We start from the raw sequence: 17,765 nt of genomic DNA on the forward strand, positions 1-17,765 counted from the left end.
GCGAAAGTGTTTCACCCGGCCGCGTCGAGCACTATTTCCGCGGGGAGGTCCCTGCGCGCCCTGACGCCGAGTTTCCGGAACACACGGGTGAGATGCTGTTCCACCGTGCTGACGGTGATGCAGAGCCTTTCCGAAATCTCCTTGTTGGTGTGTCCGCCCACGGCCAGTTCGGCCACCCGCCGCTCCGCTCCGCTGAGCAGACCGAGTGCCGCCGCCCGCTCGGCCGGGTCGTCGGCGAGCCGTGTCCTGCGGGGCCCGATCGTGTCGAGGTCGGCCGCGAGAGCCCGCGCCAGCGGGCGGGCGCCGGACCGTTCGGCGAGCTGGGCGGCCATCTCCAGCACGGGCCTGGCCCGGACGGACCGGGCCGCCCGCAGATGCTCCCGGCCGAGGTCGGCCAGGGCTCCGGCCGCCTGCAGCGGGTCACCGGCGGCCCGCAGCATGTCGGCCGCCTCGGTGAGCAGGCCGACGCGTTCGGTGGGGTCCGCGGTCGCGGCCAGCACCCGCAGCGTGAGGCCGCGCGTACGGGTGCGGTCGCTGCCGGCCATGCTCAGCTGCTCGCGCGCGAGGGCGTGCGCCTTGGCCGTGTCCCCCAGCGACAGGTGGGCGCGGGCGGCCTCCGTACGCCACGGCACGAGTGAGGGCTGATCACATCCCCAGCCGCGCATCAGCTGGGCGCAGGCCGTGAAGTCGTCGAGCGCCGCGTAGGGACGTTGGGTCTCCAGGTGGAAACGCCCCCTGGCGTGCAGGAAGTACAGCCCGAAGCGGGTGGAGAACATGCCTTCGAGTACGGGTACGGCAAGGTACTCCTCGGCCGCCGCGAAGTCGCCCGTCTCGGTGGCGGCCTGGACCAGATTGGCGAGCGGCCCGCCCAGGCACACGCCCCAGCTGTCCGCCGGAACCAGGGCGAGTGCCGACTCGGCGAGCCGGCGGGCGGCGACGGGGTCTCCCTGCCGCAGCCGGATACTCGCCCGCAGCGACGCGAATTCCGCCTCCCAGAGGGGGACACGCCGGCCGCGCGCTTCGGTGAGCCAGTGGTCGCTCCAGTTGTCGGCGGCCTCCAGCCGCTCGGCGAACAGCAGCGCCGCCACGGAGCACATGATCCATTCCTGGCTGTTCTTGCCCAGCCGCATGACCCGCAGCGCCGCCTCCGCGTCGTCGGCCGCCGAGGAGCGGGGCCCGTGTGCCAGCACCTGGGAGAGTGCCGCCGCCCCCTGGACCCTAGGGTCGTCAGCGGCTCCCGCGCGCCCGCCGGACGGGGCACGCGGCCCTTCGGCGAGGGCGAGGACGGCGGAGGCGACGAGCGGTGGGTAGGTCGCGGACAGCAGCTCGCGGGTGGCGCGCAGCTCGGATGCGCTCACCGGGTCGAGATCGGCCGCGTCACCCCGCTCCCCCATCCGCTCGACGGCCTCCACGGCTTCCTCGAACCGGCCGTGCCACAACAGATGCTTGGCCAGGGTCAGGGCATGCCGGTCGGGGAGGCGGCCGTCCCGCAGCGCCGCGGCGAGTTCACCGAGGTGGCGGGCGCTGAGTGAGGGGTTGAGCACCCATGCGATGGCGGCCAGCTGGGCGCGCAGTGCGACCCGTTCCGCGTCGTCCTCGCACACGGCGAGGGCGGCGTCCAGACAGGCGTGGGCGTCCTCGGCCCGGTCGGCGGCCAGGTACCGGTCGGCGGCCGCTCGCAGAACGGTCGCCGCCCAGGGGCCGAGCCCCCGTTCGGCGGCGAGCAGGTGCGGTGCGATCCGAAGGGCGCTTGCCCCGTCCTCGTAGAGCAGTTCGGCCGCGCGGCGGTGCAGGTCGCGGTGGCCGGACGGGGGCAGGCTCCGCAGGACCGCCGAGCGGGCGACGGGGTGGCGAAGACGGGTGCCGTCGAGGAGCCCGGCGGCCTCCAGCGCGGTACGGCACTGCTCGACGGTGGCGGGTTCCTCGTCGAGGAGCCGGGCCAGCAGTCCGGTGCCGGTGTCCTGCGCGTCGAGTACGGCGAGCGCCTGGGCGAGCGGCAGGGCCGGGGCCCGGCCCCGGTGCAGACAGCTCAGGACGGTGTCCGCGTAGGCGTCGGCGACGACGGGCTCGCGGGCCCCGGCCCCCGGCCAGCTGACGGCATGGCGCTGGTCCTCCACGAGGGCGCGGACCAGCAGCGGATTGCCGCCGCTGATGCGGTGGCAGCTCTCCGCGAGTGCGAGAGCGTCGTGGGCGCCGATGCGTTCGGCGAGCACCGTCGCCACGCCCGTGGACGACAGACCGTCCAGGAGGACGCGCCGGTAGTTGGGCTGGCGGAGCAGTTCCGCGTGCAGATGCGGGTGGGCCGACCGGGACAGTGTGCATTCGGCGACGACCAGCGCGATGCGGGCGGAGCGCAGGTTGCGCACCAGTTGCAGGATCCAGTGCAGGGAGAGCGAATCGGCGAACTGGATGTCGTCGACGCACAGGAGCACGGGTGCACGCTCGGAGACACGCACCACCTCGGTGGACAGTTCGTGCAGCGCGGCCGTGGTGGCGGGGTCGGGCGGCCACTGCTCGAAGGCACCGCCGTCGGTCTCGGAGCCGACGGCGGTGACCCGGGACAGCAGCGCGGCGATCTCGCCGCCGTCGCCGGCCGGGGCATCGGCGTACCGCAACAACTGGCCCAGTACGCCGCCCGGAGAGTGCCGCTCGGCCCATGAGCCGGTGGCACGCAGGACGACGAACCCGGACCGCGCCGCCCTGGCGCGCACGGCGTCCAGGAGTTCCGTGCGGCCGCAGCCGATGCTTCCGCTGACGGCCGCGATGCTCCCCCGTCCCCGGGCAACGTCGTCGAGCACCTCGGACAGAGCGGCCAGCTCGGATTCCCGCTCAACCAACCGCATGGCTGCCTCTCCCCCCGGCGCCGGCCCCTTCGTCGGCGGACTCCTTGTCCTTCGGCTCGTCGTACTCCGGCAGTTCGGGAACCCCGGCGCGTCTGGAGTCGATCAGCGTGAGAAGCGGCCCCGTCATGGCCGTGGTGACCAGCGCCATGACGACCATGAGGGAGTACAGGGACGCGTCCAGAAGACCGAGTTGGAGTCCTACGCCCAGGATGACCAGTTCGGTCAGGCCGCGGGTGTTCATCAGTGCGGCGAGGGTGGCCGACCCTCTGGCGGGCAGGCCCTGCGAGCGTGCGCCGACGTAGGTGCCGCAGAATTTGCCGCCGATCGCGACGAGCAGGATGACACCCAGTTCGGCGATGCCCTCGAGGCCCACTCCGCGCAGGTCCACCTGGAAGCCGGCGACCACGAAGTACACCGGCAGGAGCAGTGAGGTGACCTGTTCGGTGCGGTCGCAGATCTCCTCGCGCAGCGCGTCGGCACCCTCCCGGGGCATCAGCGCGCCGAACAGGAAGGCGCCGAATATGTAGTGCATTCCCATGGCTTCGGTCGCCGCCGACGACAGCAGGGCGCCGACGAGTACGACGACGAAGCCCATGTGTGTGAGGGAGGTGCCGCTGCCCGGGGGCGTGAGCGCCCGCTTCAGCAGAGGGCGCAGCGCCAGCAGCAGTCCGGCGAACGGGATGAGCAGGGCGGCTCGCCAGTACTCACCGACGCCGGCCACGACCGCCTGGACCCCGGCGAGCGCCGACCACGCCACGACGTCGACGAGCGCCGCCGTGGCGAGGGCGAGGCCGCCGATCGCCGTACGGGACATGCCCCGGCTCACGAGAATGCGGGCGAGGACGGGGAACGCGGTCACCGACACGGACAGGCCGACGAACACCACGAAGGCCGCCGGCTGGTCGGAGTCGTGACGGCGGAGCAGATAGAAGGCCAGGGCGATTCCCAGGGCGAACGGCACCAGGGTCGAGCCCAGCGCCGCTCCGGCGGTGACCCGCGTTCTGCCCCGCAGGAAGCGGTGCTCGAGTTCGAGGCCGACGACGAACATGAACAGCGCGACGCCGATGTTCGCGAGGGCGCTCAGCAAGGGTCGTACGTCGGCGGGGAACACCCGGTCGGCCAGCGCGCTGCCGAAGAGCGTGGGGCCGAGGAGGATGCCCGCGAGGATCTCACCGACGACGGGCGGCTGGCCGATCCGGGCGGCCAGCGCGCCCAGCCCGCGGGCGAGCACCAGAATGAGCGCGAGATCCAGAAAGAGCAACTGCACTTGATGGCTCGACATATGGGCACTGACCTCGATCAGCTCGCGTCGGTGGGTTGGCGGGGACCGCGCGGCACGACGCTCACGCGGACGGGTCGGTGCTCTCGGTGGCACCCGGGATCAGGTCGTCGAGGTTGATCTGGAACATCGGGTGCTGGCCGCTGAGTCCGGAGATCAGCTTGACGAAGTCGGCCGAGGGCTCCCGTTCCTTGTCCGGGTCGATCATTTCCTGGGCGAGGCTGTAGTAGAACTCCTTGTACTTGGTGCGGTCGTAGAACCGCTCCACGAACATCCGGATCTCGTCGAAGAAGCCGGAGTAGGCCGTGGCGTACCGGTCGAGCGCCTTCTCCTCGATCTCCGGGTGCTTGATGATCTGGTCGACGATCTTCGACAGGACGCTGCCGGCCAGCGTCGCCAGGGCCACGCCGGTGGAGAACAGCGGATCGACGAAGGCCGCGGAGTCGCCGACGAGGACCCAGCCGTCCCCGTAGAAACGGGAGCTGTGGTACGACCAGTCACGGGCGGTTCGGAAGCCCGCCGAACGGCGTCCGGGCGCCAGCATCTTCTTCAGTTTGGTGGACTTCTCCACCTCGGCGGCGAACAGTTCCTGAAGGGACTGGTCCGTCTCGCCCGCGGTGGCGGAGCGGGTCACGTAGCCGACGCTGATGGTGCCCTTGTCGATCGGGATCGCCCAGAACCAGCCGTCGTCCAGGCCCTCGATGAGGATGTTGGTGTACTCGTCCCCGGGCAGCCGCTCACAGTTGTCGTAGTACGTCCAGACGGCGACGTTGCGCAGCTCGTCGTGCCACCGCACTTCGGTGAGCCGACGGCTGAGTACCCGCGCCTGGCCGGAGGCGTCGATGACGAGCCCGGCGGTGGCCTCCTTGACGTCGTCCTCGCCGCGCAGCGAGAAGCGGACACCGGTGACCCGGCCGTCCTCGTTCTGTATGGGCTCCTTCACCGTGGCGTCCTCGATGATGAACGCCCCGAGCTCGCGTGCCCGGTCCAGGATGAGCGCGTCGAGATCGGCTCGGCGCGTGTGATAGGCGTACGCGTACGCCCCGCCCTTGATGAAGGAGAAGTTCCAGGGCACCTGCTTGTTGCCCCAGACCAGCGAACCGCCGTACTTGCGCTCGAAGCCGCGGGCGTCCATCCGCTCGGTGAGCCCCAGCTCCTCCATCGGCCGCATGAACGCCGGGATGAGCGACTCGCCGACGTGATACCTCGGGAACCGCTCACGGTCCAGCACGAGGACGCGGTGACCCCGCTGCGCCAGCAGTCCTGCGGTGGTCGCCCCTGCGGGCCCGCCACCGATGACGATGACATCGAAGTGCTCGGGGATCCCGTAGAGAGTGGATGACATGCGTAGACCTTCCCTAGACATGGCGGGACCGCCCGCGAGGTGCGGGCATCGTTCTCCTGACCGGTGCGCCCTCAGTCTGCGGTGATGTGCCTGCAGAGGGTCTGGACGGCCTCTGGACGTCCACGGTGCAGGTGATGCGGCGTGCGGCGCTGCCGGACCGGCTCAGCGGACGTCTCCGGAAGCCAGGCATCGTTTCCCGGGCGCCACCTGGCCCGGCGGGGCGCATCGGGTGCCCGTCTCCTCGCCCTGCATCGCGAGCGCCCGCGCGAGAGCGGCGGTACGGCTCGGTGCCGGTTCCTCCTCGGCGCACTCGGCCGCGTAGAGCCCGATGAGGTCGTGGAACCGGTAACAGTCGCCGGCCGCCTTCTCCAGCAGGTTGGCCTCCGCCAGCGATTCGAGCTGGCGGCGGGCTCTGGCAACGTTGCCACCGGACAGCCGCGCGGCGATGTCCACCGTGATCACGCGGCCGTCGTACAGACCCAGCATCCGGAACATCCGGGCCACTTCGGGGGGCAGCGCCCGGTAGGAGCGGCCGAAGGCGGTCCGCAGGCTGGCGGCGGCGTCCCGCACCACGTCGAGCCGTTCCATGCAACAGTCCTCGACGGCCTCGGCGAGTTTCCGGGCGGAGAGCTCCGGCCGCGCGGCGAGCGCCTCGGCCGTGATGCGCAGCGCCAGCGGGAGGTGACCGCACAGCCGGGCGAGGAGGGCAGCGGCCTCCGGCTCGCGCGCCACGCGTTCGTTCGTGGCGAGATAGCTCAGCAGGTTCACCGACTCCTCGGGCGGCAGCGGCGCGAGTTCCACGCGGTACGCGCCGTCCCTGGCCACCAGGCCGTCCTGACGCCACCGGCTGGTGATCAGCACACAGGCGGGGCCCTGCGGCACCAGGGGGCGTAACTGCTCCGCGTCGAACGCGTCGTCCAGCAGGAGCAGCATCCGGCGCCCGTACAGCAGACTGCGGTACAGGGCTGTGCGGCCGGGCAGGTCGGCCGGCATCGCGCCCTCCTCGATGCCGAGGCTGCGCAGCAGCAAGGCCAGGGCTTCCATGGCCCCCAGCGGCCGGCGGCCGGCGGCCGTGCCGCACAGGTCGACGAAGAGCTGGCCGTCGGGGAAGCGTCCGGACATCTCGTGCGCCACGCGCAGCGCGAGGGCGCTCTTGCCGACGCCGGGAGGTCCCGAGATGACCGCCATGGTGGTGCGGTCCTGGGGGTGTTCGACGCCCGCCGTGACGAGCCGGCGCAGCTGGGCGAACTCCAGCGACCGGCCCACGAATCCGCGGGCGAGCGGCGGGAGCTGGGCGGGACGCACCACGGACCGCGCCAGCGGAACGGGTTCTTCCGGCATCGACGGGCTCACGGTGGCCAGCGCCCCCGGTGAGGTGTGCCCGCCCAGGCCGGGGTGGCCGCTGAGCATCTGCTCGTGCAGGCTGCGCAGTTCGGACCCGGGTTCGATGCCGAGTTCGTCGCGCAGCAGGAGCCGGGTGTCCCGGTAGAGCTTCAGCGCGTCCGCGCGTCGTCCGCACCGGTACAGCGTCAACATCAGCAGCCAGCGCAGCTTCTCCCGCAGCGGTTCCTTCGCCACAAGGTCGGAGAGCACGGCGACGACCTCGGTGTGCCGCCCCAGGGTGAGCAGATCACCGGCCCATTCCTCGGTGGCCGCGAGCCGCAGTTCCTGCAGACGGGTGCGTTCCATGGAGGCGTACGGTCCCGGGACGCTCGCGTACGCCTCGCCGTGCCACAGGGACAGGGTCGAGTCGAGCAGGGTGAGCGCGCCCTGCACATCACCCTCGGCGCGCAGCCGGCAGGCCTGCGCATGGCGTTGGACGAAGACATGGGCGTCCACCGCGTCCGGCTCCAGCCGCAGGGAGTAGCCGCCGCTCGACGACACCAGCAGCCCTCCGGACTCCCGGTTGCCGCGCTGCGATTCGAGGGCGCGGCGCAGGCCGGCCACGTAGGTGTGGACTCCGTTGACCGCGGTACGTGGGATCTCGCTCCCCCACACGGCGTCGACGATCTCCTCGACCCCCACCACATCACCGGCGCGGCCGGCGAGCAGCCCGAGGACCGCGCGCTGCTTGGGCGGCCCGAGCACCACTTCGGTACCCTGCCGCCATGCGCGCACCGGACCCAGCAATTGCAGCCGCATGACGTTCCCCCGTCTCTGGAACAGGCCGGAGGCTCGGCGACGCGTTACCTGGGCCTGACTCGGTGCCGAGTTGCTGTCTGACTGTGCGGACAGGGAGCGGTGTGCCCGGGTACGGCGACCGGCCCCCTGTCGGCTTCTCCAGCCTGCGGCTCCTCCGCGTCGCTGTCATCGCCCATATTGCTCACCTGTTCGAAGCCGCCCTCAACCCGCTTCACCTGCGCTTCTCCGCCAGGATCGGACAGCGGGCGACAGCGCCGACAGGTCTGTACCACTGGCTGATTCAGCGCGGCAGCGCTGCGTATCGGAACCGTCATGGGACGGCTGGAACGGTGACTGCGGTGACGAGCAGCCCGTCGCGGGCGGCCCAGCGGCCGCTGAACGCCGTGAGGGGACCATGCCCCTCCGGCGACGGCGGGGGCACCAGCAGCCGGGCCGTGAAGGTGGCGCGCTCCGGGTCGAAGTCCAACTCCGCGTCGGTGAAATCCAGCCATCGCCCGGTCAGCGGGTACCACGCCTTGTAGACCGACTCCTTGGCACTGAACAACAGCCGGTCCCAGTTCACCCCGGGCCGGCCGGCTGTCAGCCGGGCCAGGGCGGCCCGCTCGCCGTTCACGGTGACGGCGTCGAGGACCCCCTGCGGAAGCGGCTCGTCCGGCTCGGCGTCTATGCCGAGCGTCAGAATGTCACGCCGCCACGCGACGGCGGCCGCGCGGTATCCCGCACAGTGCGTCATGCTCCCCACGGTCAGCTCCGGCCAGCGCGGGGCGCCGCGCTCCCCCGTCACGATCGGCCCCGGCTGCACCCCGAGCCGTACAAGTGCCCGCCGGGCGCAGTCCCTTACGGTGGCGAACTCCCGGCGCCGCTTGGGCACCGCCCTGCTGATCAGCCTCTCCTCCTCCGGGTAGAGGCCGCCTTCCGGCACATCCCCCGTCGTGGCCACGGCCGCGACACCCGACGGCATCAGTTCCTCGATCATGCGGAGGCCCCGGGCGCGGGCAGGATCTGGCGCAGGGCCGGGGACGGGTGGCCGGGCCGCTGCCACTCCCTCGGGTATCCGACCGAGACCTCCTCGAAACGGACGCCGTCGTGCCAGGTGGTGCGCGGAATGTGGAGATGGCCGTAGACCACGGCCGCGGCCCGGTACACGGTGTGCCAGTCGGCGGTCCGCTCGGTGCCGCACCACAGTGCGAACTCCGGGTAGCGCAGGATCCTGGTCGGTTCACGCACCAGTGGCCAGTGGTTGACCAGGACGGTGGGCAGCGTGGGGTCCCGTCGGGCGAGAAGTTCCTCGGTCGCCGCCACCCTGGCGCGGCACCAGTCGTCACGCGAGGCGTACGGGTCGGGGTGCAGCAGCATCTCGTCGGTGCACACGACGCCCGCCTCATAGGCCGCGCTCAGCGCCTCCTCCTTGGTGTGCGTCCCCTCGGGGCGGAACGAGTAGTCGTAGAGCAGGAACAGCGGCGCGACGGTGACCGGCCCGCCGGCGCCGCGCCACACGGGGTACGGGTCCTCCGGCGTCGCGACCCCCAGTTCCCGGCAGATCTCCACCAGATTCCGGTAGCGCGCCTCACCACGCAGCCCGACAGGATCCTCACGAGGAGTCCACAGTTCGTGATTGCCGGGCGTCCACACCACCTTGGCGAACCGGCCGGCGAGCGTGTGCAGCACCCAGGCCACATCGGCGGGCTTCTCCGCGGTGTCACCGGCGATAATCAGCCAGTCGTCCTCCGTTTCCGGGCGGATTTCATCGACCAGTTTCCTGTTCTCCGCAAAAGCCACGTGGAGGTCGCTGATGGCGTAAAGCTTCGGCGTCGGCTCGGACTTCGGGGATAGCGTCACGACCGCACCCTATACAGCCTCGCCCCGGAGACCCACCCCCCTAATCCGGTGGGCAGCGGCGCAGGTCCGGGTAGGGGTCAAGATAAGGGTGGATAAACCAGGCCGACCGTTCCATCATCGTTGCAGCCACCCCGGGCACCTCATCCGAATCGGAGCGGAACATGCCTAATTCAGCGACATCCAACCCGCCCGGAACAACCGTGGACGCCGTACTGATCGGCGGCCCCGCGGACATTCCGCCGGAGGCACGTACGGCTCGTATAGCGGTAACCGGCGGGGAAATCGTCAGTGACAAAGTGAAACTGCGGCACGGCAATGGGTACGAGCACTTCGAGCGACTTGCCGGCACCGCGGCCCACGACGGCTCGGCGGCGCCGGTGGTGTTCCACTGGACGATGCGCACGGCGATAGCCGAGTAGCCGGTCGGCATCCGCGGGTCGCGGATGTGGCACGCCGGGCCGACAGCCCGCCCGTTCGGCGGCGGTGACGCGGGGCGCCCGGGCGCAGCCCCCGTGTCACCGCCCCGGGTCACCCAGCGTGTCACCGCCGGGTCACCGCCCGGGTCACCTCTCCAGCGTCACCGGCAGCCGGTCGAAGCCCCGCAGCCCGAGTCCGGGCCTGCGCTGCGCGGGGCCGGCCGGGCTGATGTCCGTGTACGCCGACAGCCGCTCCAGCAGTACCTCGGCCTCCAGGTTGGCCAGTTGGGCACCGAGGCAGAAGTGCACCCCCGCCGCGTACGACAGATGGCCGTTCTCGGTGCGGCCCACGTCGAGCCGGTCGGCGTCCGGGAAACGCCGGTGGTCCCGGTTGGCCGCGCCGATCACCGTCATGACGGTCTGGCCGGCCTTCAGTTCGACGCCTGCGAACGACACGGCTCCCAGGGCCACTCGCGCGTCGAGCTGTGCCGGAGTGTCGTACCGCAGCAATTCCTGTACGGCTGAGGGGATCAGTTCCGGGTCGTCGCGCAGCCGGCGCAGCTCGCCAGGATGCTCAAGAAGGGCCCGCATGCCGTTGCCCAGCAGGTGGGTCGTCGTCTTGATGCCCGCTCCGAGCAGCAGCAGCGCCGTCGAGACGATCTCGTCGTCCGCCAGCCCCGCGCCCTCCCCCGCGGCGCCGAGCCGACTCAGCAGGTCGTCCTCGGGACGGGCCCGGCGCCGGGCCAGCAGGTCCTCGAAGTACGCGCACAGATCCCGCTGCGCGGCGGCGGCTTCGGCGAAGACCTGCGCGTCGGTCACCGGCTCCATCAGTGCTGCCAGCGCACGGGAGTTGGGGACGACCGACGCACGGTCCTCCTCCGGGATGCCGAGCAGGTCGGAGATGACGATTTCCGGCAGCGGGTCCGCCACGGCCGCCATGAAGTCCGCCCCGGTCTCCGTCGCGAGCGCCGCCAGCAGCCGGTCGACGTGCCCGGTAACGGACGGGCGCAGCGCCTCCACCTGGCGGTGGGTGAACACGGAGCTGACCGGCTTGCGCATCCGGGTGTGGTGCGGGGGATCCACGAAGGCCATACTGCGCCGCAGTACGGCCATCACCTCGCGCACCTGTTCCTCGGGCACGGGCGCCATCCGGAAACCGTCCATGTCGTCGCCGCGGCCGAGCTCGCGATGGCGCAGGGCGGCGTCGCACTCGGCGTGCCCGGTGAGCACGAGGGTGCCGTCGCCGGTGATCAGGGCGGGTGCGAGCTCCCGCAGTCTGCGGTAGCCCGTGTACGGATCGTCGTTCGAGGGGTTCTGCATGAGTGCGTAGAACACTGCTTCCGCGTCCTCGTCGCGGCGGGCGACCGCGGCGGGCTCGACGGGCGGCGCGCTGTTCATGGGCGGTTCCTCCACGTGGGCGAAGTCGGTGCAGAATGCGGCGGATGACGCGGGCGTGCGTCGCGGGCGGCCCCCGGACCGGCCCGGGGAAAGCGGCGGCCGGCGCGCGTGCCACGTGCCCGGACACCCACTCGTCCGGTCGGCGGACGGCGCGTTGCCTCCGTACAGAACTGTCGTCGTCGGGCGACGGGCCCGGGCCGGACCCGAGGGCTTGCGGGCCGGGGCTCCGGTGGAGGCTGCGGGCCCCAGGGTCCCAACGGGCCGTCCCCCTTGTCATCTCCCAGCTTGCGCAACTTCGGCCGTCCACCGCTGGATCCGGCCGCTCATCGGTGCACCGGCGCGGTGGCTGGCACAGTGTCTGCATGCGTGTGGGAATCCTGGGACCTCTTGAAGTAGTGGCCGGCGGCACTGTCGTGGACATCAACGGTCCGCGGCTGCGGGTGCTGCTGACGCGGCTCGCCCTGGACGCGGGCCGCGTGGTCACGGTCGAATCGCTGGTGCGGGCCGTCTGGCCGCAGGGCGGCCCGGCGGATCCGGCCAACGCTCTGCAGACTTTGGTGTCGCGCTTCCGGCGCACGCTGCCGCAGTTCGCGGAGACGGTGCGGTGGTCGTCCGGCGGCTACAGCCTGGGGCTCGCTCCCGACTCCGTGGACGCCTTGCGCTTCGAGAGCCTGACGCGTTCCGGCCGGCAACTGCTGGGTTCGGGTCAGCCCGCCGCCGCGGCCGCGCAGTTGCGTGACGCACTGGCACTGTGGCGCGGCGACGCGCTGGCGGAGGCGATCGGCCACCCTTTCGCAGCGGCCCCGGCTGCCCGGCTGGAGGAGCTCAGGATTTCCTCGGTGGAGGATCTCACCGACGCCGTACTCGCCGCAGGGGTCGTGGAGGCGCCGGAGCACTGCGGCCTGATCGCCGAACTCGAGGCGCAGGTGACGGCGCATCCACTCCGCGAACGACTGCGCTGTCTGCTCGTCCGGGCGCTGTGCGACATGGGCCGGCACACCGAGGCACTCACCGAGTACGAGAGCTTCCGCAAACTGCTCGCCGTCGAGCTGGGCGCCGATCCCGGGCCCCGGATGCGTACGGCGCACCTCGCGGCGCTGCGCGGGGAGCGCACGCGTGATCCGGCCGTGCGGGCTCAACCCGTCGACGGGGCGCGCGCGCCTCGCGCCCGGAGCAGCCGTCGCCCGAATCTCCGTGCCCCGTTGACGAGTTTCATCGGACGGGGCACGCAGCTGACGCGGATCAGGACGCAGCTCGCCGAGGGCCGTCTGGTCACGCTCACCGGGCCGGGAGGCGCGGGCAAGACCAGGCTCGCCACCACCTGCGCGTCCGAGATAGCCGATTCGTTTCCCGGTGGTGTGTGCTTGGTGGAACTGGCGGCGGTCACGGAGCCCGAGGATGTCCCCCGGGCAGTGACGGCCGCGCTGGGCCTGCGCGACTCGGGGCTGGCCACAGTGGCAGTCACCGCGCAGGACACGGTGAGCGGCCTGATCGAGGCGCTGTCGGGGGCCGAGACCCTGCTTGTGCTCGACAACTGCGAGCATGTGGTCACCGCCGTGGTGCGCCTCGCGGACGAACTGCTCTCCAGATGCCCTCAGTTGAGGGTCCTGACGACAAGCCGTGAACCCTTGGGCATACTCGGTGAAGCCCTGTGCCCGATTCCTCCCCTGCCGGTGCCCGGACCGTCGGCCTCCCCCGCCGAGGCGGTCTCCTGCCCGTCCGTACGCCTTTTCGCCGACCGCGCTGCCGCCGTGCGGCCGGACTTCGCCGTGACCGAGGGGAACGCCGGGCTCGTGGCCGAGATATGCCGGCGGCTGGACGGCCTGCCCCTGGCGATCGAACTGGCCGCGGCCCGGCTGCGCGGCCTGCCGCCCGAGGAGCTCGCGACGCGGCTGGACAACCGCTTCCAGCTGCTCACCGGCGGGAACCGGGCGGCGCTGCCACGCCACCGTACCCTTCGCGCGGTGGTGGACTGGAGCTGGCTGCTGCTCGGCGAGGACCAGCGGCGCCACCTGCGTCGGCTGGCGGTGTTCCCGGCAGGGATCACACCTGCGAGCGCGGCCGCGGTCTGCGGGGAGACGCCGCGGACGGGCCGAGCCGGTACGGCAACGGACGCCGACGCGGCGCGGGAGAACGGTGCGGCGCGGGCGGGAGCCGGTACGGACCGCTTCCCCGCCGGGCTCGACACACTCTCGGCGCTGGTCGACAAATCACTGCTGCAGGTCGTGCCCGGACCCGAGGCGCGCTATCGCATGCTGGAGTCGATCCGCGAGTACGGCATGGAGCGGCTTGCGGAGCGGGGGGAGACCCGCGCGGCCAAAGACGCGCACATGGCGTACTTCCTTCACCTCGCCGAAAACGCGGGACCTTTCCATCCACGCCCGGACCAGCTTCCCCGTCTCAAGGAGCTCGCGGCCGAGCGGGACAATCTCGTCGCGGCCCTCAAGCACGCCTGCGAATCCGGCTCGGCCGGTGCGGCAGTGCGGCTCGGAGCGGCCCTCGGGTTCTTCTGGACGGTCCAGGGCCATCACGCGGAAGCGGCGAGCCGGCTCCGTGCGGCGCTGGAACTGCCGGGCGCGGGCGAGGAGGAGGCGTGGACGGCCACTGCCGCCTTCTGTCTGCTCAACACCGTGCTGTGCGGGGAGAGCGATCCGGCATGGACCGACCCGCTCCTGGTGGTGCTGCGGGCCCGGCTCCACGACGGCGACGCCAGCCGGGAGAAGTCACCGGTAGGGGCTGTGGCGGAGGCCGCGCTGGCGCTGCTCATGGACGACACCCCGGCCGGCCTGGCGGCCGTGGACCGTCAACTTCCCGTCGCCGAGCCGTGGCTGCGCGGCGTCCTCTACCTGCTGCGCGCGTTCCTCCAGGGTTCCCGCAACGGCCTGCAGAGCGGCTACCAGGACATGACCTCCGCTGTCACGTCCTTTCGAGCCGCCGGCGAACGCTGGGGACAGGCCACCTCGCTGACGTACCTGGCCTTCATGCGCAACAACCTCGGTGACTGTGACGGCGCCGTCGAAGCGCTGGAGGAGTCGATCGCGCTGCTGCGCGAGCTCGGAACCGCCGACGAGGCGCTGCTGCAGCACGTCTGGCTGGCCGAGGCCCGCCTGCGCCGGGGCGAGGTCCGCCCGGCTCGGAAGGAGTTGCTGAGGATGGTGGCCGACGGTCCGAGCGGCCGCCGCCCCTTGGGCCATGTGGTACTGGCCCGGATGGCACTGGGTGATCTGCACCGCCTGGAAGGCGAGCCGGACGAGGCCGAGGTTCAGTTCCGGGCGGCGGCCACCGAACTGGACCGCCTCCCTTCGCCGTACCTGGCCTTCCGCGCCATGCTCGCCTGTGCCAGAGGACAGCTCGCCCTGGCCGCCGGCCTCACCACGCGGGCCCGTGAGTGCTTCTCCACCGCCTACGCGTCGGCTGCCGAAGCCTCCCGTATGACGGTGGTGGCCACCGCCGGGGTGGGCTTCGCCGGTCTCCAGTGGCACGAAGGACGCGCCGCGGAGGCCGCCCGGGTCCTGGGGGCCGCCCATGCGTTGCGGGGCGCGGCCGACAACGGCAATCCCGACGTCGTACGCCTGGTAGACGCGCTGGAGGGTGCTCTGGGCCCCGACGCGTATCACGCGGCCTATGAACACGGGCGGGAACTGGGGCGTGCGGAGGCTCTGACACTGCTGGGGGCCGAGTCCTGCTCGCCCTCGTACGCCGAGTCGGGGCAGGCAGCGCCGGCGTCTTGTCCCAGCTTGCCCTGAGCACACCTCAGCGTGACAGCGCGATGACGGTGATATGTGCTTGATCTGACAGCGCCGTGTGGCATGTTCGTCGCCCGACGTGATCCGCGGCGGCACGCGGGCGGAGCCGACGGGGCGGCGGGCGGCAGGCGAGCGGGTGGGCGGACAGCGGGAGCATTGCGGCAAGGTATGGCCGTCCGGCGAAGTGGGCAGCGTCGGGAAGGAATGAAACCGAAGTCGTCGCGAGAATCCGCACGATCGCAAAGGACAGCCTCCAGGGGTGAATTCTTCGAACGAAGAAAGTGGCTGGTCGCCGCAAGATTCGGCGAGTTTCGCATTATTCATGTCCGGCCCTGTCCGGGGAGTCGGCGAAAAGGTGTTCGGACCCGGGCGGTACGCCGGGCCAGGGCGCCGGAAGCAGTACGGGCGAAGGATGCCTGAATCGAGCCGACGCCGCCGTCCGTCGAGGACGTAACCGGGCGTCAGCGCTCCACTTGTGAGGGGTTGTTCCGGAATACCTCATTCTCAATTCCCGGCACTCGCCTCCTTCCCCCGCCCATGACGGGCCACCGTTTGCGTGAGCCGAGCGGGCGGAGCGGCATGCACGCCTCCCACCTGCACCGGACGCCACCGCTGCGCGCAACCCTCGGCGGGACGCCGGCCGTCGACGGCTGTTCCCACCCGACATTCCCCTGATCACAAGTCGCTTGACACGTCAAGTGCACCCTGATTCCCTGCCTGCGGGAGCATGCCTCCACCATCCGGACGGAGCCATGCAACGCCCAACCGGACGGCGGCGACGAGCAGTTCAGAGAACGCCGCCGCCCTCCAGGGTGCTCAGACACGGGGGTAGCAGTGCGGACTGAAATCGAACGCGTCGTCCAGGGCATACGGGAGCGGTACGAGGAGCCGCTGTCACTCAACGACCTCGGAGAGATCGCAAGATTGACGCCCTACCACATGGCGCGCGTCTTCCGGGAGGAGACCGGCCTTCCACCAGCTCGCTTCCTCACGGCGGTGCGCCTGGAAGAGGCGAAGCGAAGGCTCTTGTGCACCAATGAGAGTATCGCCGACATTTCAATCCGAGTGGGCTACTGCAGCATTGGAGCATTCACCACTCGATTCAGCAAGACATTCGGCGTGCCGCCCGGTCAATATCGGCGACTGGCAACTCTGGGGCCCGACGCCGTTCAATTTGCTGGCGGAAATGACGACGAGCCGTTCTCTTATGGAACCATTCTTGGCCGAATTCGCCGGCGAGACGGAATGGCTCACGCACCGGCCTTCGTCGCCGCCTTTCACGCAACCGCAGCGACGGACCGGCCTGCCCGCTGCTGCCGGGTCGAGCGCTCGTCCGACGTCTGGACCATCGCCCACGTCCCGGCAGGGCGCTGGCTCATCGAAGCGGTGTCACAGAGCGTTGCTTCGGGCAGCCGTAGCGCCGTAGTCGCGGGTACCGCCGGTCCGGTACACATCGAACCGGGCACGATCGTGGAAGTCGACGTGTCCCTCGAGCCGTCGGAGCGGGCCAAGATGGTCGACGGCGACCGGTGCCCGCTGGCCTTCTCCCTGCCGGACCTCTACGCGTCCTGACCGTTCATACGGCAGCAACGGACCACACGGATGAGGGCGTGCCGCGCCGGTCCGCCCTCTCTCGTCCCATCGCGCCCGAACTCCCCTTTTGACCGGTCACAGCGGCAAACCTTCGGCCTTCCCCTGCCGTGGTCACCGTTTTCCGGCGGATGGTTCGAATCGGCGCCGGCCGTACCCGGTGAGCAATCTGGGCGATGACAGCCGCCGGTGCACAAAGCAATGTTGGCTACGCCTACGGGGCCTGGGCGCTGCCGCCTGCCCTCCCCGCCCGGCCGCATGCACCACGCCAATTCGCTGTCCGAGGGGTGTTCCATGGGGGAAAACGAGGAAAAGCTTCGGTACTTCCTCAAGCAGGTCAGCGTTGAACTGCAGGAGGCGCGATCGCAGCTGGACAAGCTCTCGTCGGAGCGGCACGAGCCGATCGCGATCGTGGGGATCGGTTGCCGGTTCCCGGGTGGGGTGGCTTCGGCGGAGGACCTGTGGGAGCTGGTGTCCGAGGGCAGGGACGCGATCTCCGGCTTCCCCTCCAACCGCGGCTGGGACACCGAAGCCCTCTACGACCCCGACCCCGACCAGCCCGGCACGACATACACCCGCCACGGCGGCTTCCTCCACGACGCCGACCAGTTCGACCCCGCCTTCTTCAACATCTCACCCCGCGAAGCACTCGCCACCGACCCCCAACAACGGCTGCTCCTGGAAACCGCCTGGGAAGCCATCGAACACGCCGGCATCGACCCCACCACACTCCACGGCACCAACACCGGCGTCTACACCGGCGTCAGCAACAACGGCTACGCGGCCACGTCCGCGTTGGACATGCAGGGTGCACCCGAACACCAGGACCTTGAGGGATACCTGCTGACGGGGACCGCGCTGAGCGTGGCATCGGGCCGGCTTTCCTACGTGCTCGGCCTCCAAGGCCCGGCCCTTACGGTCGACACCGCGTGTTCGTCCTCCTTGGTGGCACTGCACACCGCGTGTCAGGCTCTACGCCGTCGCGAGTGCGACCTCGCTCTGGCGGGTGGTTCGACCGTCATGACCGACGCAAGCATGTTTACGGAGTTCAGTCGTCAGCGGGGGCTGGCGACCGACGGCCGGTGCAAGGCCTTCTCAGCCGACGCCGACGGCACCGGCTGGGCCGAAGGCGCAGGCGTACTCCTCATCCAACGACTCTCCGACGCA

At 70.9% G+C, this 17,765-nt stretch carries 11 protein-coding genes; 4 read left to right on the plus strand and 7 right to left on the minus strand.

The window, feature by feature from the left end; translation table 11 throughout:
- Window positions 1-11 precede the first annotated feature (11 nt).
- The 6 genes from ACWIHY_RS07955 to ACWIHY_RS07980 form a co-directional block, all read right to left on the minus strand.
- Window positions 12-2,843, minus strand: coding sequence for a helix-turn-helix transcriptional regulator (locus tag ACWIHY_RS07955; protein WP_454374758.1), 2,832 nt, complete (start codon window positions 2,841-2,843; stop codon window positions 12-14).
- Window positions 2,830-4,125, minus strand: a complete 1,296-nt coding sequence (locus tag ACWIHY_RS07960) for a cation:proton antiporter (RefSeq protein ID WP_454374759.1) — start codon at window positions 4,123-4,125, stop codon at window positions 2,830-2,832. Before ACWIHY_RS07960 ends, ACWIHY_RS07955 begins: the two co-directional genes overlap by 14 nt.
- 61 nt (window positions 4,126-4,186) lie before the next feature.
- Window positions 4,187-5,467, minus strand: coding sequence for an NAD(P)/FAD-dependent oxidoreductase (locus tag ACWIHY_RS07965; RefSeq protein WP_454374760.1), 1,281 nt, complete (start codon window positions 5,465-5,467; stop codon window positions 4,187-4,189).
- 162 nt (window positions 5,468-5,629) lie between these two features.
- Window positions 5,630-7,609, minus strand: coding sequence for a BTAD domain-containing putative transcriptional regulator (locus tag ACWIHY_RS07970; protein ID WP_454374761.1), 1,980 nt, complete (start codon window positions 7,607-7,609; stop codon window positions 5,630-5,632).
- 310 nt (window positions 7,610-7,919) lie between these two features.
- Window positions 7,920-8,585 (minus strand): 4'-phosphopantetheinyl transferase family protein, encoded by a 666-nt coding sequence (locus tag ACWIHY_RS07975; protein WP_454374762.1) that lies wholly within the window; start codon window positions 8,583-8,585, stop codon window positions 7,920-7,922.
- The gene (locus tag ACWIHY_RS07980; protein WP_454374763.1) at window positions 8,582-9,448 is read right to left on the minus strand and encodes a metallophosphoesterase family protein; all 867 of its coding nucleotides are present in this window, start codon (window positions 9,446-9,448) and stop codon (window positions 8,582-8,584) included. Before ACWIHY_RS07980 ends, ACWIHY_RS07975 begins: the two co-directional genes overlap by 4 nt.
- Before the next feature lie 161 nt (window positions 9,449-9,609).
- Here ACWIHY_RS07980 and ACWIHY_RS07985 point away from each other — a divergent pair, with 161 nt between their 5' ends.
- Window positions 9,610-9,867: a DUF5988 family protein gene (locus ACWIHY_RS07985; protein WP_454374764.1), complete on the plus strand. Its 258-nt coding sequence runs from the start codon at window positions 9,610-9,612 to the stop codon at window positions 9,865-9,867.
- 144 nt (window positions 9,868-10,011) lie between these two features.
- Here ACWIHY_RS07985 and ACWIHY_RS07990 read toward each other — a convergent pair whose 3' ends face one another.
- Window positions 10,012-11,262, minus strand: a complete 1,251-nt coding sequence (locus ACWIHY_RS07990; protein ID WP_454374765.1) for a cytochrome P450 — start codon at window positions 11,260-11,262, stop codon at window positions 10,012-10,014.
- Between the two features lie 362 nt (window positions 11,263-11,624).
- Between ACWIHY_RS07990 and ACWIHY_RS07995 the strand changes: the two genes are divergently transcribed.
- The 3 genes from ACWIHY_RS07995 to ACWIHY_RS08005 all read left to right on the plus strand — a co-directional run.
- The gene (locus tag ACWIHY_RS07995; protein ID WP_454374766.1) at window positions 11,625-15,008 is read left to right on the plus strand and encodes an AfsR/SARP family transcriptional regulator; all 3,384 of its coding nucleotides are present in this window, start codon (window positions 11,625-11,627) and stop codon (window positions 15,006-15,008) included.
- Window positions 15,009-15,842: 834 nt separating this feature from the next.
- Window positions 15,843-16,580, plus strand: a complete 738-nt coding sequence (locus tag ACWIHY_RS08000; protein WP_454374767.1) for a helix-turn-helix domain-containing protein — start codon at window positions 15,843-15,845, stop codon at window positions 16,578-16,580.
- A 276-nt stretch (window positions 16,581-16,856) separates the two neighbouring features.
- On the plus strand, window positions 16,857-17,765 hold a 909-nt coding region (locus tag ACWIHY_RS08005; protein ID WP_454374768.1), incomplete at its 3' end, for a beta-ketoacyl synthase N-terminal-like domain-containing protein.

Source organism: Streptomyces sp. NPDC055287, from assembly GCF_053646035.1.